The organism is Sphaerisporangium sp. TRM90804, from assembly GCF_029846175.1.
Classification (GTDB): Bacteria; Actinomycetota; Actinomycetes; order Streptosporangiales; family Streptosporangiaceae; genus Sphaerisporangium.
Genome location: NZ_JARWAC010000018.1, coordinates 20511 through 39940, shown reverse-complemented (window position 1 = coordinate 39940; position 19430 = coordinate 20511). Strand labels below are relative to the sequence as shown.

The 19430-nt window shown below is 69.4% G+C and carries 18 protein-coding genes; 9 read left to right on the top strand and 9 right to left on the bottom strand.

Going from position 1 to position 19430, the window contains the following annotated elements; all coding sequences use genetic code 11:
* On the bottom strand, positions 1-1515 hold the full coding sequence (locus tag PYR91_RS23725; RefSeq protein ID WP_279782934.1) for an asparagine synthase-related protein: 1515 nt from the start codon (positions 1513-1515) through the stop codon (positions 1-3).
* 13 nt (positions 1516-1528) lie between these two features.
* The gene (locus PYR91_RS23720) at positions 1529-2575 is read right to left on the bottom strand and encodes a methyltransferase domain-containing protein (protein WP_279782932.1); all 1047 of its coding nucleotides are present in this window, start codon (positions 2573-2575) and stop codon (positions 1529-1531) included.
* A 286-nt stretch (positions 2576-2861) separates the two neighbouring features.
* On the opposite strand from PYR91_RS23720, the gene PYR91_RS23715 reads away from it, so the two are divergent.
* Both PYR91_RS23715 and PYR91_RS23710 read left to right on the top strand, forming a co-directional pair.
* Positions 2862-4154, top strand: coding sequence for an MFS transporter (locus PYR91_RS23715; protein ID WP_279782930.1), 1293 nt, complete (start codon positions 2862-2864; stop codon positions 4152-4154).
* Positions 4155-4226: 72 nt separating this feature from the next.
* The gene (locus tag PYR91_RS23710; protein WP_279782929.1) at positions 4227-4607 is read left to right on the top strand and encodes a hypothetical protein; all 381 of its coding nucleotides are present in this window, start codon (positions 4227-4229) and stop codon (positions 4605-4607) included.
* Positions 4608-4694: 87 nt separating this feature from the next.
* Here PYR91_RS23710 and PYR91_RS23705 read toward each other — a convergent pair whose 3' ends face one another.
* Complete coding sequence (locus PYR91_RS23705; protein WP_279782928.1) at positions 4695-5714, bottom strand: IS5 family transposase; 1020 nt, start codon at positions 5712-5714, stop codon at positions 4695-4697.
* A 46-nt stretch (positions 5715-5760) separates the two neighbouring features.
* Positions 5761-6567: a helix-turn-helix transcriptional regulator gene (locus PYR91_RS23700; protein ID WP_279782927.1), complete on the bottom strand. Its 807-nt coding sequence runs from the start codon at positions 6565-6567 to the stop codon at positions 5761-5763.
* A gap of 325 nt (positions 6568-6892) precedes the next feature.
* On the opposite strand from PYR91_RS23700, the gene PYR91_RS23695 reads away from it, so the two are divergent.
* From PYR91_RS23695 to PYR91_RS23685, 3 genes are all read left to right on the top strand, one after another.
* The gene (locus PYR91_RS23695) at positions 6893-7396 is read left to right on the top strand and encodes a DUF2510 domain-containing protein (protein WP_279782925.1); all 504 of its coding nucleotides are present in this window, start codon (positions 6893-6895) and stop codon (positions 7394-7396) included.
* Between the two features lie 127 nt (positions 7397-7523).
* A complete protein-coding gene (locus PYR91_RS23690; RefSeq protein WP_279782923.1) occupies positions 7524-8489 on the top strand; it encodes a helix-turn-helix domain-containing protein in 966 nt (321 codons plus the stop codon).
* Between the two features lie 4 nt (positions 8490-8493).
* Positions 8494-8928 (top strand): SgcJ/EcaC family oxidoreductase, encoded by a 435-nt coding sequence (locus PYR91_RS23685; RefSeq protein ID WP_279782921.1) that lies wholly within the window; start codon positions 8494-8496, stop codon positions 8926-8928.
* A 254-nt stretch (positions 8929-9182) separates the two neighbouring features.
* On the opposite strand, the gene PYR91_RS23680 is transcribed toward PYR91_RS23685, so the two are convergent.
* Positions 9183-9398, bottom strand: coding sequence for a hypothetical protein (locus PYR91_RS23680; RefSeq protein ID WP_279782919.1), 216 nt, complete (start codon positions 9396-9398; stop codon positions 9183-9185).
* Between the two features lie 126 nt (positions 9399-9524).
* On the opposite strand from PYR91_RS23680, the gene PYR91_RS23675 reads away from it, so the two are divergent.
* Positions 9525-10991, top strand: a complete 1467-nt coding sequence (locus PYR91_RS23675; protein ID WP_279782917.1) for an alpha/beta fold hydrolase — start codon at positions 9525-9527, stop codon at positions 10989-10991.
* Positions 10992-11208: 217 nt separating this feature from the next.
* On the opposite strand, the gene PYR91_RS23670 is transcribed toward PYR91_RS23675, so the two are convergent.
* The 3 genes from PYR91_RS23670 to PYR91_RS23660 form a co-directional block, all read right to left on the bottom strand.
* A complete protein-coding gene (locus tag PYR91_RS23670; protein WP_279782915.1) occupies positions 11209-11514 on the bottom strand; it encodes a hypothetical protein in 306 nt (101 codons plus the stop codon).
* Positions 11515-11991: 477 nt separating this feature from the next.
* Complete coding sequence (locus PYR91_RS23665; protein WP_279782913.1) at positions 11992-12543, bottom strand: carboxymuconolactone decarboxylase family protein; 552 nt, start codon at positions 12541-12543, stop codon at positions 11992-11994.
* Between the two features lie 270 nt (positions 12544-12813).
* Positions 12814-13242, bottom strand: coding sequence for a DUF5980 family protein (locus tag PYR91_RS23660; protein WP_279783126.1), 429 nt, complete (start codon positions 13240-13242; stop codon positions 12814-12816).
* Positions 13243-13556: 314 nt separating this feature from the next.
* Here PYR91_RS23660 and PYR91_RS23655 point away from each other — a divergent pair, with 314 nt between their 5' ends.
* From PYR91_RS23655 to PYR91_RS23645, 3 genes are all read left to right on the top strand, one after another.
* Positions 13557-13766, top strand: coding sequence for a hypothetical protein (locus PYR91_RS23655; protein ID WP_279782911.1), 210 nt, complete (start codon positions 13557-13559; stop codon positions 13764-13766).
* Positions 13767-14165: 399 nt separating this feature from the next.
* Positions 14166-16502, top strand: coding sequence for a xyloglucanase (locus PYR91_RS23650; protein ID WP_279782909.1), 2337 nt, complete (start codon positions 14166-14168; stop codon positions 16500-16502).
* A 477-nt stretch (positions 16503-16979) separates the two neighbouring features.
* Entirely contained in the window at positions 16980-17807 is an 828-nt protein-coding gene (locus PYR91_RS23645) for a hypothetical protein (protein ID WP_279782908.1), read from the top strand.
* 197 nt (positions 17808-18004) lie between these two features.
* On the opposite strand, the gene PYR91_RS23640 is transcribed toward PYR91_RS23645, so the two are convergent.
* On the bottom strand, positions 18005-19366 hold the full coding sequence (locus PYR91_RS23640; protein ID WP_279782906.1) for a lectin: 1362 nt from the start codon (positions 19364-19366) through the stop codon (positions 18005-18007).
* Between the last annotated feature and the right edge of the window lie 64 nt (positions 19367-19430).

The following is a 19430-nucleotide window of genomic DNA, read 5'->3' as shown; positions in this document are numbered from 1 at the left end:
CTACTCCTGGAAGACGAAGTAGCCGTTGGCCGCGAAGTCCCAGCCGGGCCTGCGGTAACGGGCGGGCGGCAGGGGGTAGCCGGCGTCGAGGTACGCCTGGAGGAAGTAGGCCGCCTCGGGCTGGTCGAGGCCTATCTCCCGCAGCAGCTCGCCGTCCAGGCCCGTCTCCTGCCCTCGGGCGAAGTCGATGAGCTGGAACAGCAGGCCGGTGCCCTGCGGCATTCTGATCTTCGGGCGCCAGGCCAGGTAGTCGGGGATCACGCCGCTGATCGCCGCGCGCAGGATCCACTTCTCGATGCCGTCACGGAACTTGTACTCCATCGGGAGCTTCCAGGCGAAGTCCACCACCTCGCGGTCCAGGAAGGGGACGCGCGCCTCGACGGTGTTCATCATGGAGAGCCGGTCGACCCGTTGCAGGTCGGTGCGGTGCAGGTTCATCACGCGGTAGCGGCTCATGGCGACCGGGTCGGGGTGCTCGCGGAACAGCTCGTACCCGGCCAGCGACTCGTCGCTGCCGTCCCCGACCAGCACGACCTTGAGGCCGAGCTCGCGCGCCACCTCGTAGGCCGGGGCCATCACGCAGGAGTCCATGATGTCGATCACCTCGAAGGTCTCGACCTGCTGCACGATCGACTTCATGCTGTCGATGAGCTCGCCGTACTCCAGGTGCCGCGTTATCTGCCGGATGCCGAGGTCCCGGCAGGAGCGCTCGGCGAAGTCCAGGTCAGGTGCGCCCGGGAAGCCGACGCTGATCGCCGTCACGTCGGGGTGGTGGCGGGCCGCCAGCCCGAGGACGGCCGCGCTGTCCACGCCGCCGCTGTAGATCACGCCGATCGGCAGGTCGGTCTGGACACGCTTGCGCACCGCATCGTCCATCAGCCCGCGGAACCCGGCGACGAGCTCGTCCTCGCCGTCTGGCAGGGGGCTGTCGTCCCGCTCGTCGTAGCGGTGCGGGTCCGCGCCGTCCACCATCAGGTGGCCGGGCGGGAACTCCCGGGGAGTCACCTGGATCGGGAGGAAGCACTTGATCTCGGACGCGAACAGTAGGCGGTCGCCGTCCCGGGCCCAGTACAGTGGCTTCACCCCGAACCGGTCCCGCGCGCACAGGAAGCTCCGCCGGGAGGCGTCGTAGACCACGAACGCGAACATGCCGTCGAGGTGGAGGGGCAGGTCGGCTCCCCACTCGCGGTAGCCGTGCACCAGGACCTCGGTGTCGGAGGCGGTCTGGAAGCGGTGGCCGAGCCCGGCCAGCTCGCGGCGCAGCTCGGCGTGGTTGTAGATCTCGCCGTTGAACGTCGCCCACACGTTCCGCGCGGTGTCGGACATGGGCTGGGCGGCCGTCGCGCGGTCCACGATGGCCAGGCGGTTGCAGCCCAGCGCCGCGCCCGGAAGCTCGGCCACACCGCCGAAATGCTCGGCGTCGCCGCGATGACGGATCTCGGAGAGCATCACCTGCACCCGGGTGCCCGGCACGCCGCCGGTCGGCCCGGCTATTTCCGCCGTGATTCCGCACATGGTCTCTCCTCGGTCATTTCTCGCCGACGGCCACAAGGGCCACTCTCGGGATTTCGGCCACCCACTCGGCGCCGTCGCGGTAGACGGCCGGCTCCCGTTTCCATTCGGATCCGGCGTCGTCGGGCGCGTATTTCGCACTGTGCGCGAAGTGGTATCGTGCGAGCTTCCACACCGTCTGCCGGAGGTCGTCCAGCGGGGTCTGCGGAAACGCCAGGCCGGTGAGCCCGTACATGTCGAATAGGTAGTCGGCGAGCAGGTTGCGCGCCTCGGCGGCTGAGCCTCCGCGTACGACCAGCGGGTCGTAGACACGGCGAACCAGGACGGATCCGAGCCCGCTGAGTTTCAGATGACCCGCCATTTCCGCGGCCGTGAAATGGTGATAGGAATGGCCCGCCTTGGAATATCGGTGGACGACCTCCGAGAACCACAGGGCGGCCGGGGCGCCCGCTTCGAAGTCGTGCAGGACGAGCCGTCCGCCGGGCCGCAGCACCCGGGCCGCCTCCTGGCAGACGCCGAGCCGGTCCTCGGGCGCGATGTGGTGCGTGCCGTACGCGAGCAGCGCCGCGTCCACGGACTCGTCCCGCATGAACAGGAACTGTGCCTGCTGGCGGATGGCGGGGAGCCCGGCGTGCAGCGCCGCGGCGACCATGTGACCGGCCATGTCGCTGGTGATCACGGCGTGGCGTGGCCGGGGAGCCATGGTCGCGAAGACCCGGGCCAGCAGTCCGTCCCCGCCGAGGAGGTCGAGCAGGGTCCAGCCGGGCGGAATGGATTCCATGTCCGGCACCCCGGCGGCGAGGGTGAACAGCGTGCGCATGCCGCGCGCCCGGATCATTCGATTGAGCTGCGCCCGGCGATAGGAGTCGCCCCGGCCGTCGTCGTCGTTGGTCTCGAATTCGTTCGTGGTCGCGGACAGCCCGGCCAGCGCCTCGGCGGCGCCTTTTCGGTCGAACCAGAGGACGCGGCCGAAATCAGGGAAACGTTTGCCGATTTGATCGAGATAATCTCCGAGGGGTAGGCCGGGAAGATAAGGCTGTCGCAGTAACGCCTTTATGGTCACACGCTTCCCTGTGTTGTTAGAATCGAATAATGCCATGGGCTTCCTATCAAGAGTCAAGTAGCGTGTCAATGAGCGGTGTTAAGCGACGAGCGGCGGTCCCGGAGCATCGACTCAAGATCCAGGAATGCTGTGAGTGCTGGATGTGCTGCGTATTCTCCGCGTCGAGGCCAGGAGAAGTCGGGCATGGCGGCGGGGGGAAATGGCCGCTTCCGGCCAACGGAAGTCGGCACCCGTTCCGGGCGGGCGGACGCGAAGACGCCGCGTCGCCCGAGGAAGGGGCCCACGCGTGCCGGCTCCGCTGAGCGGGGCCGGAGCCCTGGACACCTGGCGCGCGACGCCGCCCGCCGCCCGGGCACTGCTGGCCGGTACCTTCGTGAACCGCTTGGGCGGTTTCCTCCAGGTCTTCGCCATCCTCTACATGACCGACCGTGGCTTTTCGGACACGCAGGCGGCGTTCGCTCTCGGCGCGTACGGCGCGGGGTCCATCGGCGGCATGCTGGCGGGTGGCTGGCTGGCGGACCTGCTCGGCGGGCGCCGCACGATCGTCGTCTCCATGGCGTGCACGGCGGGGCTGCTCCTCGGCGTCTACTACCTCGGGCCGTACCCCGCGAAGATCGTCCTGATCGCGCTGACCGGCGCGGTCGGCCAGGCGTACCGGCCCGCCTCGGCGAGCATGCTCAGCGACCTGGTGCCGCCGGAGCGGCGGCTGATGGTCTTCGCGATGAACCGGCTCGCGGTCAACCTCGGCGCGACCGCCCTCCCGCTGGCCGGCGTCGCGCTCGCGTCGGTCTCCTACGGCCTCCTGTTCTGGGGTGAGGCCCTGGCCGCGATCTCCTACGCCGTGATCGCGGGCGTCGCCCTGCCCCGTCGCCCCGCCCCGGTCCCGGAGTCCGGCCCCGCCTCGAGCTCGGGAGCCGGGGCGGAAACGTCTCCTGGACTCGCCGCAGCTCCGGCCCTCGGACCGGCCGCGCCGCCCGCCCGAGGACGCACGATGCTCGGTGACCGCCCCTACCTGCTGTTTCTCGCTGCCTTGCTGCTCCACTCCCTCGTCTACGTGCAGTACCTGTCCACGCTCCCGCTGGCGATCCGCGACCACCACATGCCCGTGGTGGTGTACGCCGTGCTGATTTCGGTCAACGGCGTCTTCGTGATCACCTGCGAGCTGCTCGTCACCCGGCTGGTCCAGGGCCGGCCGCCGCGCCTGGCGATCCTCGGCGGGATGGCGCTCACCGGCCTCGGCATGACCCTGTACGCGCCGCCGTGGGGAGTAGCCGGCATGATCGTCGCGACCCTGGTGTGGACGCTCGGCGAGATGGCCGGAGCACCGTCCATGTACTTCGCCTACCCTGCCCAGGCCGGCCGGGGAGGGCACCAGGGCCGGTACCTGGGCGCCGCCAACGCGATGTTCGGTCTCGCCAACTCCCTTGGCCCCATCCTCGGCGTGGCGGCCTGGACCGCCTTCGGGGATGGGGTGTGGCTACTGTGCGGCGTGACGGCCGTGGCGGCCATGACGCTCGCCCGCCACGGCGTCCACGCCGGCGCGGGGGCGGACCGCCTGTATCGGGGCCCGGTGTCGTAAGCGAGCTGTAATCGAGCTGTAAGGGGTCGTTCCTAGTGTCTGCCGCGTAACAGGAACACTAGGAAGGCAATCATGAACATGCTCCGGAGCACTCTCGCCGTTGCTGCGGCGTCCGCCCTTATGGCCCTGAGCAGCGCGTGCGGCGGTGGTGGTGGTGACAAGTCGGCCGTCTGCCAGGAGGCCACCAAGGCGTTCACCGACTACAGCAGCAAGGCAGGCGCCTCCGCCGGGAACCTGGAGGCCGTCAACACGGCCACGGGCGAGCTCGCCTCCACGCTCAAGACCCTCGCGGGCAAGGCCGACGGCGACCTGAAGACGGCGCTGACCGGCATGGGCGACTCCTGGGCCGCCTTCAAGCTTGACGTCTCGGACCCCGCTGCCGCGACGAAGATGACCGAGTTCGCGACGAAGGCCAGCCAGGCCACGCAGGAGCTGGCCGTCGCCTGCTCGTGACGCCTCCCCTGAGAGGACGTCTCGAAGCCGCCGGGCCCGATCGGTCCCGGCGGCTTCGCCGTACAAAGCCGGCATTGAGACTTTGTCCTACGTGGTGCGCCGGGCAAATCGCTTGTGGCGGCACAGGGCAGCAGCGAGGCAAAGAAAGGCCAGGTGGTTGCCGGAGTAGCGCTCGTAGCGGATGGTGAGTCGTCGATGGCCGGTCAGCCAGGACATGGTCCGTTCGATCACCCAGCGATGCCTGCCCAATCGCTGACCGGACTTGATTCCCCGGCGGGCGATACCGACGGCGATGCGCTTGCCGCGCAGCCACCGGCGCAGGTCATCGCGGTCATACGCCTTATCCGCGTGCAGCTTGCCCGGCTTGACGGGATGGCCATGGCGAGGGTCGCGTCTCATTTGGAGCCGGGTCGCCATGGGCTTGAGACCCTGACTGTCGTGGGTGATGCCAGAGGAGACACCAACCACGAGGGGCCGTCCGGACCGGTCGGACAGGACGTGTATCTTCGAACCCGGCTTGCCCCGGTCCGCAGGGCTCGGACCTGTATGGTCGCCCCCTTTTTCCCCCGTACGTGAGCCGAGTCCAGCACAACACGAGACAGATCGAGCAGGTCGGCGGCAGCCGGTTTGTCCAGCACGGCGTGGTGCAGCCTGTTGATGCGCGTCGCTGCCCTCGCGGTAGAAGACGTAGCCCCCGTGGTGCAGTACGTCTCCGTCAAAGGTCCCGTCCGCGCTGAAGCCGGTGTCGTCGACGTACTCGATCCGGGTCCCGGCGACCCGGTAGGCACCCGTGTAGGCGCTGTCCCGCTTTCCGCGGGCCTCGTCGTAGCGGCCGTTCGCCAGGAGCATCTGACGGATGTGCCCGTCGGCCGTCACCCACATCCCGACGTACGGGTGCGGCGACATCTCTCCGCCCTCGGCCGGCGGCGTCCCCGGTGTCCGCCCGGGCGGTGTCTGCGTCGCGGACGACGCGGACACCTCCTGCCTTCGCTGAGCGGCGTCGTCAGGAGACGTGGAGCCCCGGCTGTCCGGCCGCACCGAGAACGCCAGGAGAAGCATCGCGACGACGCCCGCGCCACCGAGCACGGTCCAGGAACGAGCCCTCATGAGACCCCCTCGCGCGAGTCGTCGCCGTGTCGGGGCCGGGTCACCGTCAGCGAGCCGAGCAGGCGCAGCGCGTCCGCGGTCCGGGTGCCCTCCTGAGCGTGTGGTAGACGATCAACTGCTGCCCCGGGGCGGAGCGCACGTCGAAGGTCTCCATGCGAAGGGTGAGCTCGCCGACGTCCGGATGCAGCAGGACCTTCGCCGCGTCGGACTTGCCCCGCGCGTCGCGTCGCCGCCACAGGCCCGCGAACTCGCGGCTGTCCTCCATGGCCGTCCGCAGCACCTCCTGGATCCGCGGATCGTGCGGCCGTGCGCCCTCCAGGAAACGGAATCCCGCGACCACGTTGGCCGCACCCGTCTCCCAGTCGCCGTAGAACGAACGGACCGACGGGTCGAGGAACATCGCCAGCAGCAGGTTCGTGCCGGGCTTGAGGTGACGGAAGACCGCACGCCCCAACGCGTTCACGGCCAGGACGTCGTAGGCCCGCCCCAGGATCATCGCCGGCGTGCGGTCCCACTGCTCGGCCAACGCCAGCAACCGGGGATCGGTACGCTCGACACCGCCCTCGCGGCGCGGCAGCGGACTCATCCCCGCGACTCGGTACAGGTGCAGCCGAGCGTCGTCGTCCAGCAGCAACGCGTCGCTCAGTGCGTCCAGGACCTGCGGCGACGGTCGCCGCTCACGACCCTGCTCCAGCCGCAGGTAGTAGTCGACGCTGATGCGCGCCAAGCTCGCGACCTCTTCGCGACGCAGGCCGGGGACGCCTCGTCTCCCGTCCTCGGGCAGACCGACATCGGGCGGCGTCACCTGCGCGCGCCGACCCCGCAGGTAGTCACCCAGCCTTGAGATCGCCATGTCGAACAGGCTAGATTCCCCACCCGCCGGAAGCCTGGTCCCAGTACTCCCAGCTCTGGGACACGGCCTCCTGCCACACCTCACTCCAGCCGTACCTGCGTTTTCTGGAACTTCCGCAGGTAAGCGGCGTGATCATCGTCGGCGTCAGGGCGGACGGAGAACCGTCGCCTCATCCAAACGGCGGCTGAATCCCGGCGCCGGCGCCAATTTCGTGATCTTCTGGTGAGTGCTGGTTCCCTGGCCTGCGGGCGACTGCTACCTTGCCTTCGCTACCGAGATCACGAATGCCCTTTTCGCGGCAGCACGTTGAAGGCGGGGAGACGCAGTGAACACACCGCAGCAGCCGCGGCCCGGCGTTCCGCTTCGGCCCGGCTTCTATCCCGACCCGGGCGGCCGGCCCTGCCTGCGCTGGTGGGACGGTGGCGACTGGACGCCCACCACGGCTCCGCTGCCACCGCAGGCGCCTCTGCCGGCCGTGCCTCAGCCGTCGAAGGGGGCGGCGCGGAAATGGCTCGCCATCGTCGGAGTCGTTCTCGCCTTGGCGGCCCTGGGGTGGCTGGTTCCGACGGCGGTGGCGTTGCTCGGGGATGCCAACCCGGTGGTGCTGGCCATGCCTACGGGCGAGGAGGTCAAACGGAACGACGTGGCCCAGATCCTGGACGAACTCGCCACGTACGTCGACGTGAAGGCTGGAGCCGCGAACTCCACTGAGCGCTGGACCTTCTGCGACGCGATTCCGGACGCTTTTCTGAAGGCCGGGATACAAGTCCGGTATCCCTCGGGTGAGGGAGCGTTCGTCGGGGCGTGCGTCGACGCCCGCTCCGAATGAGGGTTGAACTCGCGTTGCCCGATCTTGACTGACCGGGCCGTGAGGCGGTCGTGCCGCATCGGGCTCCAGTCGGCGACCTTCGAGGTCAACGCGCCGGCGATCAGCATCTGGACTTACCGTGGGGCTTGTGATCACAGACATCGAAACCTTCGCGGAGACGCTCGCGGCCAGTGGGGTGCCGCCTGTGCTCAGCGGACGGCACGACGGCGGGGAGTTCCGTGCCGCCGTCGTGGCGCGCGACCTGGGGCCTCTCAGGCTGATCGAGCTGGTCACGCCTGAGGGCGAGTGCTTCCGAGACGCTCGGTGCGCCCGCGATGTCGACGAGGAGCTGTGGCAGATCGACCTGGTGACGCGGGGACGGGCGCGCGTCGAGCAGGGTCGCGGCACCGCCGAGCTCTGGCCGACCGACCTGGTTCTCATCGACCCGGCACGGCCGGTCCGGTTCGCCAGCACCGCCTCCACGCACGTGACCATGCTGGTGCCCCGGCGGGAACTGCGGCTTCGGCCAGGCGACGCCGCCCGCCTGGCGGGCGTACGCATCAGAGGACACCAAGGCCCCGGGGCCTTGGTGTCCTCTCTGGCGCGGGACATGGTCCGGTCGCTGACGGGGTTCCGCGCCGGCGAGGCGGACCGGTCGGCGGCCGCGGTGATCGAGCTGATCTCGGTGGCGCTCTCGGCCCAGTTGGGCGACGCACGCCCATGTCCCGACGAGGCGCTGCGCGACCGCGTTCTCGGCTACATCGAGGCGCGGCTGTCGGACCCGGATCTCGTCCCAGCAAAGATCGCCTCGGCACACGGCATCTCTGTACGCCGGCTCCACAAGCTCTTCGAGCGACAGCCGCTGACCGTCGCCGCTCTCATCCGCCGGCGCCGCCTGGAGCGATGCCGCGCCGACCTGGCACAGAGCGACCGGACGATCGCGGCTGTCGCGGCGCGCTGGGGATTCGCTCATCCGGCGCATTTCAGCAGGCTGTTCAAGGCGACGTACGGCTACAACGCGGCGGCGCTGAAATCCAGCAACCGTGCACGGACAGTCATGGCGCCCGGCGCCGAGCCCGGCAAGGATGGTGATGCGCAAATTACAGAAAGGTGATCGCATGGAAGAAGAGTCGATCGAGGCGATCAGCGCCATTCCGTCCCAGATGTATGCGGCCTGGAACCGCGGGGACGTCGCGGGTTTCTTCGCAGGCTTCGCCGAGGACGCCGTGTTCGCGGACCTTGAGGGAACCATCTACCTGAGCCGCGCGGACATGATCGCGGCGCACGAGGTGCTCCTCGGCACGGTGATGAAAGGTTCCCAGTTGGTGGGGGGCGACGTGCCGTTCGCCCGGATCGTCAGCCCGGGCGTCGGCGTGGTCCACAGCCGCGTCGGCATCCTGATGCCGGGGGAGGAGGAGCCGCCGACGCGCATTTCCATGCAGCTTTTCGTCGTGGTGTGGCGTACCGACCGGTGGGTGGTCGTGGCCCTGGAGAACGCGCGCATGCTCTCCCTGGAGAGCATGGCCGCCCTGGAGTCCCTGGCTGCCCGATAACGGGAAGCGGCTTCTACGGGGGAAGTAGAGAACGTCGATCATAGGCGTTGGCATTCGTTAGTGGATTACTCCCGGTTCCTGGTTCGCTGGGAACGTCATCCCGGGCTTGATCAGCAGCATCTCAGCCGTTTCGCCGTGCCGCCTCATCCGCCCTGGCGCTCGGGTTTGTGGAGGGGTTCACCGCCTGGGTGGGCCGGCGGCCGGGAACGGAGAAGCATCGCTCCCCGGCCGGGTGAAGGGGAAGCTCAGAGGCGCTACGCGGGGTCCTTCCAGGCGGGGATCAGGGCCCACGCCTCGTCACGGACCCGCGGGTCGGTCAGCACGAGCGACAGCCGTGCCACCTGGGGCGATGAGCACGCGGTTCTGGCCGGCGGTCGAGCGACCAGCGGCACCCCTGCCGCTCCAGCGGTTCCCAGGGGCCGGTCCCGGTGCGGCAGCTCCTGCTCGACGCGTTCGGTTCCGGCCTGCATCCACAACGGTCGGCGGCGCGGACCCACACGCCGACCGCATCGGTCGTCGTTCCGCACGGGAATTCGACGGCGCGGTCAGCCGAGAAATCCACAAGGGAGACAACGAGAGTGTTCCGAAACGATCAGATGAGCCGACTACGTCGGCACTGGCGATGGGTGCTCGCCGCTGCGGTGGCAGCCACGGTGGCGACACCCGCGGCCGCGGCCGCGGCGCCGGCGGAGCGGCAGCGGTCAACGCAGGGGATCGAGTGGGACGCCTGCACCGACCCGGTCTTCGCCGGCAAGCAGTGCGGCACGATGCGAGTTCCCGTGGACTGGTCGCGGCCTCGGGGCGCTCACCTCACGCTCGCGCTGGTCCGCCAACCCGCGCTCGACCCCGCACACCGCATCGGCACGCTGCTGATCAACAACGGGCGCGGCCTGTCGGCGATCGAGCAGTTCCGGTACGCCCTGGAAGGACTGACACAGATCGGTGGGGCGATGCCCCAGCGATTCGACCTGCTCGCCGTCGACACCCGCGGCGCCGGGCACAGCACGCCCATCCGCTGCGCGGAACCGTTGAAGCCCGCAGGCATCAGCTACTTCCCCGAAAGCAAGGCGGCTTTCGACAAGCTTGTGGCCCATAACCGCACGCTCGGGCGAGACTGCGTGCGCCGCAACGGTTCCCTGGTCGCGCACATGGACCAGGCCGGCACCGCTCGCGACCTCGACGCCGTACGGGTCGCGCTCGGCGAGCGGCAGCTCGACTGGTACGGGATCAAATACAGCGATCTGCTCGGCCGCACCTACGCCAAGCTCTTCCCCGGCCGCTTGCGGACCATGGTCCTCGACACCGCCGTCGACGACACGGTGTCACCCGCGGACCGGGCACTCCAGGAGGCGGGTGCCGCGGAGGACGCCTTCAACCGGTTCGCCGAGCGGTGTTCCACCTCGCAAGACTGCGCGCTGCGAGGGCAGGACGCGGCGGCCAGGTACGACGCGCTCGTCAGCCGTGCGAACCGCCGGCCCATCCCCGCGGGCGCCGTGCGCCACCCCATGACCGGCGAGGACATCCAAGAGGCCACTCAGCCGCTCCTCCCGGTCGTCCAGATCGGCTGGCCGCGGCTCGCCGCGGCGATCCTCCAGGCGGAGGCCGGGGACGCCACCCTGTTCGCCGCCTCCGGTGACAGGACGGCGCTCGCTCCGGTGCACGCGCGGGCGTGCGCGGACGACCCGAGGCGGATCCGCTCCTTCGGTCAACTGTCCCGGGTGCAGCGACGGCTCGTCGAAAGGTCCCCGCATCTGGGGGGAGCGGTCTCCTCCGCCATCGCGTTGTCCGGCTGCATCGGCTGGCCGGTCCCGCCCAAGCCGGTGGATGCCGGCAAGCCGGTATCGGGCGCACCGCCCGCGCTGATCGTGCAGTCCACGCACCAGGTCTTCGCACCGCACGCGGCGGGGTACGCCATGGCGCGCCAACTGCCCGGCAGCGTGGTGCTCAGTCGTGAGGGCGACGACTACAGCATGTTCGCGATCTCGCAGTGCGTCCGGGACACGACCAATCGCTACCTGACCGAACGCGCCCTGCCTGCCCAGAACACCATCTGCACAGACTGATACCCCCACCCATGCCTCCCCACGGCGGCGGCGGCCTCGGCGGCCGTCGCCGGCGTGCCGGAGCGACCGGCCCGTTCAGCCCCGTTCGGCGTCAGGGGCGCAGGGTGGTAGGCGACCGACCGGAGTCCCGTCGTCCCGACAGAGGCCGAAGGCCGCTTCCGATCCCTCGCAGGCGGCCTTTCGCTGTGCCTACAGCAGCGAGGTGCAGCTATCGGGGTCAGTCGTCGAACTCGCCGGTGACGTAGCGGCGAGCGTCCCGCCGGGCCGTGTAGCGCTCCCTGCGGTTGGCCTCCTTGTCCCACTGCTGCCGCTCCTTGACGCAGGCGCGTCTGTAGCAGCCTGAACAGCAGGTGCCGCCGAACAGCATCGAGTAGGGATTCCGCCACCGGCACCGGGTGTCGTCGTCGCCCCACGACGGGGTCGACGGCAGGTCACAGGGGCCGAAACGGTGATCGTGCACCGGCAGGGGGTTGTGCTCGGCGTAGCGCACTCTCAGCGGTTTGGTCTTGTCCGTACGGGACATCTCGTTCCTCACGGAACCGCCGCCCGGGCTCCCGGACCTTCCGGGCGGGCGGCTAGGTTCGCCGCTTCACGGCGACACGCTCCTTTCTTCGGTTCGCGGTCAGGCCCCCGGCAGGGCGCCTCCAGTGGAGTGGAAAGCCTTTCAGGATATCGGCGGGCCCGGACCGGCACAAGATCTCACCGGAGAGTGATCAGGCGGCCCGTCAGACGGCGGACCTTTGACGGGCCGGGTCTTTCAGTGCCGCTGAGCGGACTCGAAGCCGCTCTGGTGACCTCCGCGGCACCTGCGGGTAGATGTTCGACGCGATGCTCATCCGGCTGTGCCGAGGATTGCGCATCGCGGTCCTGCCTCGAAGCGCCGTTCTGGAGTCCGGGGCCGCGTTCGCGCGCCGGCGCTGCGGCTTTTTCGGCCGGTCCGCCCGCGGGCCGGCTCCGCCGTCCGGCCGGATGAGCAGCGCACCCGGCCGGACGGGGCAGTTCAGGTCGTGGGTTCCGGGCGGGGTGCGTAGCCGTTGGAGACGATCACCTGAGCCATCTGCTCGTAGGCGGCCGGGTCGTCCGGGGCGTAGGTCCCCAGTCCGTCGACGTAGCGGTTGTACATGCAGAAGGCGGCGGCGATGAGCACGGTGTCATGGATCTCGATGTCTGTGGCGCCGGCTTCGCGGGCCACGGCCACGTCCTTCTCGGTGACCGCGGTCCCGATCTGCTGGACGTGCCCCGCGATGTTCAGCAGTGCCCTCAGCTTGTCGGAGATCGGGGCGGTGTCCAGGTCGGAGCAGGCGTGCGCGACGAACTCGGCGCCGCCGGGCAACTGCGCGGCGGCGAAGGCCTTGTGTGAGGCCGAGCAGAACCGGCACTGGTTGAGGGTGGACACGTAGGAGGCGATGAGCTCGCGCTCGCCTCTGGGAAGCGAGTTCTCGTCACGCAACAGGACCTCGGCCAGCTCGTTCAGCACCCTGCCGGTCTCCGGCCGGTACTGCATCAGGCCCCTGATCCCGGGAGCGTCGTTCCCCAGCTCGATGTGCGCCATGGAATCCTTCCGAGTCGCCGCCGCGAGGGCGGCCCGGCCTGGCCGATGCCACCGTCCAGGCCGTAACGATCATTTCGCCACCATCTTCACCCGTCCCGCGCGCAGAGAAAAGGGAACGAAACCGGATGGCCACTTCTGACCGGTCAGATCCCCACCAGCCGGCAGTTCGCCGTGAACCTCTTGACGGGTCGCCTGCAAACCGAACACCTGCGCTGCGACGACGCGAGCGCGCCTGTCGGCCCTCAGTAGGGCAGAGTTCCTGCCACTGCCCTAGTAGCAGTTCTCCTTCACGTTGATGGTGACGGGGACGGACTGGGTCTCCGTGTGGTCCGAGGCCGTCAGCAGCGGGGTGTACACCCCGACCGGGAGCGGCGCGATCGAGATCTGGACGAAGCCGTTCACCGTCGTCGCCCCGCTGCTGGGATTGGGGTAGTTGGATCCGGGCGGGATCGGTGTGCCGCCCGCGCTGGTGGCGCCGGGGGGCAGGTTCTGTAGTCCGATCTGGACGGTCGTCGACCAGGTTCCGACAACCGCGGCTATGAAGTACGTGCCGGGGTGGCCGCCGCTCGGCGTGACGCAGATCCGCTGTTCGAAGTCGCGCAGTTCCCACGTCGCCGCCGAGGCAGGTGTCGTGCCGGGCAGCGCGAGCGCCAGCCCGGCCGTCGCGCCGAGTGCCAGCCTGGCGGCACGGTGGATCATGGTCACAGCTGCCTCCTTGGTGCTTGTGCTCCGGACACTTGCTTACGTCGTCAATTATTGACAATTAAAGGATCTATGGCAAGTTTCTGTGTGCATTCGAAACTTTCGCTCTTCGGGAGCACGTCTTCGTCGAAGGTGAAAAGGGCAGCGGCCATCAGGTTTCGGCTGATCGGCTGTTCGGTGCCCGCTGTGATTCGAGGCCGCGCCGAGCGTTCAGGAGGTGGAATGGAGGAATGGGCTTTCTTCCCCGAATTCGCCGTTCTCGACCTGTCGCCTCGGTTGCCCCAGAGGTTCCGCGTCCCGACTCGGATCGCATGCAATTCGCGGTCACCGAGTACACCAGCCTCCGGGCGGAGATCGTCCAGCTCACCACTCTGCAGTCGCAGATCATCTGGCTGACCCTCGTGGCCTTCGGCGCGGTACTGCCGGTCGCGAACCCGCTCCAGAACTCGCACGAAAGACCACCACCCGGTAAGCAGGCTTGCCGGAGCTTCCCGATGATCGCTTACCTGGAGGACACATAAGGCGCAGTCCTTCTGCGGACGTTCTGGCTGGTCAGTTGAACGGCGAGAATGAAATTTTCAGTACGGCGCCTTCCGGGTGGGATGGCGCCGGACCAGTAAGACGGCGGTGGATCCGCGTGGGTCGGATGGATGCCGCTTAAGCGTCCTTGACGAGTCCGCACGTATCGGATTTGCTCCACAGCGTCATCGTCATGCCAGAGAAGGACTCGGAGGATGACAGACCTGCGCCCAAAGAGTGAGCGCTAACAACATTCATTTCCCGGGACGTGCCGCGGAGATCCACGCTGATCATCGTGTGCCCGGCTCGCCACCGGCCGGCCTCGTTCGGTCGGCGGGCCGGGGTGCGTCCCTGACTGTCCGCGCGGCCCTACAGGTTCCTGACCAACTTGGAGGAGCGGAATGACAAGCGGTGGATCAGGTTGGCGGGGGGTCTTCAGAATCGTCACCTGCCTGGTGGCGGCCGTGCTGTGTGCCTCCGCGGCGGTCACGTCGTCCGCGGCGTCGGTCGCGGCGTCGCCCCCGTCGGAGCCCTACCGGTTCAGGAACGTGAAGATCGGCGGCACCGGTTTCGTGACGGGCATCGTCTTCAGCCAGGCGCAGAAAGGCCTGGCCTACACGCGCACCGACGTCGGCGGCATGTACCGCTGGAACGGCGCCACCGAGTCGTGGACGCCTCTGCTGGACTGGGTGAGCTGGGACAAGTGGGGGTACATGGGCGTGGCGAGCGTCGCCGCGAGCCCTGTCAACGCGAACAAGGTGTGGGCCGCCGTCGGCATGTACACCAACGGCGTGGACCCCAACAACGGCGCCGTCCTGCGCTCGTACGACAAGGGTGACACCTGGCGGACCACGGTCCTGCCGTTCCACCTGGGCGGCAACATGTCGGGCCGCACCATGGGCGAGCGGCTTGCGGTGGACCCGAACAACGACAACATCCTGTACCTGGCGGCCCCCAGCGGGAACGGCCTGTGGCGCAGCACCGACGGTGGCGTGACGTGGGCGCGGGTGACCGCCTTCCCCAACTCGGGTGACGACCCGCAGACGCCGGGCGGCGCGGAGGACGCGGGCCTGGTGTGGGTGACGTTCGACAAGTCCACCGGCCGCGCGGGCACCAGAAGCAAGACCGTCTACGTGGGCGTCGCGGACAAGGCCAACCCGGTGTACCGCAGCACCGACGGCGGCGCGACCTGGGCTCCGCTGGCCGGCGCGCCGACCGGGTACCTGCCGCACAAGGGCGTCCTCGACCCGGTCAACCACCTGCTCTACATCGCCACCAGCGACACCACCGGCCCGTTCAGCGGCGGCAAGGGCGACGTGTGGAAGCACCACACCGTCACCGGCGCGTGGACGCGGATCAGCCCCGTCCCCTCCACCAGCGACGACGACTACTTCGGCTACTCCGGCCTGACCGTCGACCGCCGGAACCCCGGCACGATCATGGTAGGCACCCAGGTGTCCTGGTGGCCGGACGGCATCATCTGGCGCAGCACCGACTCCGGGGCCACCTGGAGCCGCATCTGGGACTGGGGCGCCTGGCCCGACCGAACGCTGCGGTACGACTTCGACATCACCGACACACCGTGGGTCACCATGGGCGAGCAGTCCAACCCGCCGATCCTGGTGCCGAAGATCGGCCAGGCGATCTCGTCGATGGAGATCGACCCGTTCGACTCCGACCGCATGCTGTTCAACGGCGGCCCGGGCATCGCCGGCACGAAGAACCTGACCGCATGGGACACCGGTGGCACCGTCGCCATCACTCCCGAGGTCGAGGGCCTGGAGGAGGGCGCGGTTCAGGGCCTGATCAAGCCCCCGGGCGGCGCGCTGCTCAGCGCCATGGGCGACGTGGGCGGCTTCCGCCACGACGACCTGAACGCGTCACCGGCGACGATCTTCACCTCGCCCGTCTTCACCACCACCAGGAGCATCGACTTCGCCGAGCGCAACCCGAGGGTCATCGTGCGGGCCGGTGACTTCAACGACGCCGACCGGCCCGGCGACAGTCACGCGGCGTTCTCCACCGACGGCGGCGCCACCTGGTTCCAGGGCACCGAGCCCAGCGGCGTGAACGTCGGCGGCAGCATCGCCGCCGCGGCCGACGGCGGCCGGTTCGTCTGGGCGCCGGGCGACTCGGGACAACAGGTGGTCCACTCGGTCGGCTACGGCACCTCCTGGACCGCCTCCACCGGGGTGCCCGCCAACGCGATCATCACCTCCGACCGGGTCGATCCCATGAAGTTCTACGCGTTCTCCAACGGCACCTTCTACGTGAGCACCGACGGCGGCGCGAGCTTCACCGCCAGCGCCGCCACCGGGCTGCCGGCCACCAACTGGAACCTGCGCGTCAAGGCGGTGCCCGGGCGCGAGGGCGACATCTGGGTGGCCGGCGGCGCCACCTGGACCACCTACGGGCTGTGGCACTCGACCGACTCGGGGGCCACGTTCACCAGGGTGTCCGGCGTGGAGCAGGCCGACAACATCGGCTTCGGCAAGGCGGCGCCCGGCCGGGCCTACCCGGCGCTGTACACCGGCGCGCTGATCGGCGGGCAGCGCGGCCTCTTCCGCTCCGACGACGCCGGCGCGAGCTGGGTGCGCGTCAACGACGACCGGCACCAGTACGGAGGCACCCCCGAAGCGCTCACCGGCGATCCGGCCGTCTATGGCCGGGTGTACTTCAGCGGCTACGGCCGCGGCATCCTCTACGGCGACCGAGCCGTCACCAGATCCCTTCGGTGACCGCCCGCGTAGGGACGCGCCGGCGTCACGCGTCCCTACGCCGCTCGGTCTCGCGGGTGCCTCGCCGGGGCGGTTGACACCCCGGCGGCCTGAACCAGCCGTCCGCGTGTTTCACGCGGTGCCGAATCGTCTTCGCGGTACGGGTTGTACGTCGAGGCGGGCGAGCCGCCCGGCATGGCTCGCGCGTATGGACTCGTGGAGCTGCGGACGACCGAAATACCGTCACTCTCCGTCGGCGGCGCCGCCATGCTCTACGACGGCAAGGACTACCGCTTCTACTTCCAGAAGCCCTGAACGCCCACCACGCCGCCGCACGGCACCCGGCCCGCGGCTCCGTGAAGATCGTGCGCCCACCGCGAGATCGTCGAGGTGATCGGCCGGCGGGGTGGGAGCCGGGCATTGTCGGCGAAGCCGGCTGACCAGTAGGTTCGTGCCACCGCAGGTGGCGTGACGGGACACAGGTCGTGAGGGGTGGCGGTGGGGGAGCTCGCTGAGGTTCACACGGTGGCGGGCTTCCTCTTCGTCGACGACGAGGCCCCTGACCACCTGAAGGCGGCGGTGGCGGGTGCGAGGGTGACGCTGCCCTCGTCAGGGCCGCCCTACATCCTGGTCAGCCACACACTGGAGCGAGTTCTCCCCACCCGGTGGCCGGGCCGGTTGTTCCGGGCCGAGGTGGTGCCTCCGGCGACGGATGAGGAGCGTGCCGCCATGGCGCGCGCCGCCGGGAACCTGCGGCCCGACGCCGGTTACACCCGCGCCATCGCCGTCGACGTGCTGGAGGAGATCTCCCCGTCGGTGCTCTTCGGCCCGCACGGGGACGCGGTGATCCGCGTCCTGGCCGCCGGGATGGCCCTGGATGGGAGAGGCGCCCGCGGGCTCGCGTCCGCCCGCCATCACGCGGCAGACCGGGAGTACGGCAGGGCGTGGGACCGGTGGCTCGCCGGGCAGCCGAACGGCGGGCCATACCTGGGCCGGGATCACGCGTCGACCCTGTCGATCCCCGGGGCCGGGCCCTTCAGCTCACCGATCGGAGACGGATTCTCCCTGGTCTGGCGCGCGGTCGGCAAGAGCGCTGGACTCCGCGGCGGCGAGGGGGCGTTCGGCGTCGACGACGAGGGCGACAGGGTTCTGCTGAATCCCTGGTGGACGGCCGGAGCAGCGCTGCTCGACGCGGCGATGGCGTTCGGTGCGCCGCGACTCCTGGACGACCACACCGCCACGGTGCTGACCACGGCCTGGAGCGCGGTCTTCGAGGCCGGGGGATCCGGACTCGACGGTGCTGCCCCACCACGGCCTCAGCCTTGACGATGGGATCGCTTCGAAGGGACCGGCGCGATCCGTTCGCAGACGTGTCACCCGTCTGCGAACGGATCGCGCCGTCGCCCCGGAGAGGCGTGCCCGGCCGGCCGTAGTGCGTCAGCCGTCACCGGCTACCGGCGGGGGCCGTCGTCCGGATGCCGCCAAGGTGGGGGTGGCGGGTCGTACCAGGCTGTCAGCTGCCGTCAGGCTCGGGTCCACTTCTGGTTGGAGGCGCCGGTGCAGGTCCAGATGTGCACCTTGGTGCCGTTGGCGGTGCCGAGCCCGGACACGTCCAGGCACTTGTCGGCCCCGAGCGCGGTGATGCTGCCGTCGGTGTTCAGGCGCCATTTCTGGTTGTTCTGGCCGTTGCAGTCCCAGATGAGGACGGCGGTGCCGTCGGCCGTGCCCGCGCCGCTGACGTCCAGGCACTTGTTGCCGTAGACCCGCAGCTCACCCGCGCTGGTGGAGGTCCACCGCTGGTTGGCCTGCCCGTTGCAGTCCCAGATCTGCGCCTGCGCGCCGTTGGCCTGTGAGGCGCCGTTGACGTCCAGGCACCGCCCCGACCCCGTGCCCCTGAGCGCGCTCGTCGCCGGCGGGTTGCCCGTGGGTGTGACCGTGGGGGTGGGCGTCGGAGTGCTGCCTCCGAACTGCGTGAAGAAGCTCCACACCACCGGCCTGGTCCAGGAGTTCTCCCCGGGCTCGAAGTCGCCGGACTTCCCGTCCACGGGGCCGGGGGTGTGACCCGCGTCGTAGGCCGCCCAGGCGACCGGGTACCCGGCCCGGCATCCCGAGTAGTAGGTGACGATGTGCGTCAGGCTGCCCTGCGCCGGCTCCGGCGGGTTCTGGGCCGTGCAGCCGTTGTTCTTGACGAATCTGTCGCGCAGCGACCGGCCCGTCGAGATGTTGAGCACCGGGTCCCTGAGGCCGTGCAGCCCGATGTACGCGATGGGCTCGGTGCCGCCGCTGCACCCGCTGAGCTGTCCGCCGGCGTAGACCGCCACCGCGCGGAAGACGGTCGCCCGGGCACACGCCAGCGCGTAGCTCATGCCGCCGCCGTAGCTGAAGCCCAGGGCGAAGCGCTGGGAGGTGTCGACGCACAGGTCGGACTCGATGCGCCGGATCATGTCGTCGACGAAGGTGGTGTCCTCGCCGCCGGGGTTGGCCCAGCCGTTGTTGGTGCCCTGAGGTGCGACGAAGATGGCGGTGTTGTTCGACAACGCCCGGAGCCCGTAGTAGGACCACGGATACCCGCTGGTGCCGCCCGAGTCGACGTCATTGGCGGTTCCGCCGTTCCAGTGGAACCCGAAGACGAGCCGGTAGGGGGTGGCGTTGTTGTAGTTGTCGGGAATCCTCAGGATGAAGCTGCGATTCCTCCCGTTGGAGGTGATCGACTGCGTTCCGCTTCTCAGCGTCGGAGCCTTCCCGCATCCGGCGGTGGGAGCGAGAGCGCTCTGTCGGGTGGGCGAGGTGGCCGCACTGTCACCCAGCGCCATCTGCGCCGACGTGGCGAGAACGAGCAGGGCCGCGGTCGCGATGGCGGTGAGGAGGGACCGTTTCCTCGACATCACGCAACTTCCTTTGCCGTTGTCAGGGTGGCACACGCGGATGGGGAAGCCATTTCCTCCACCT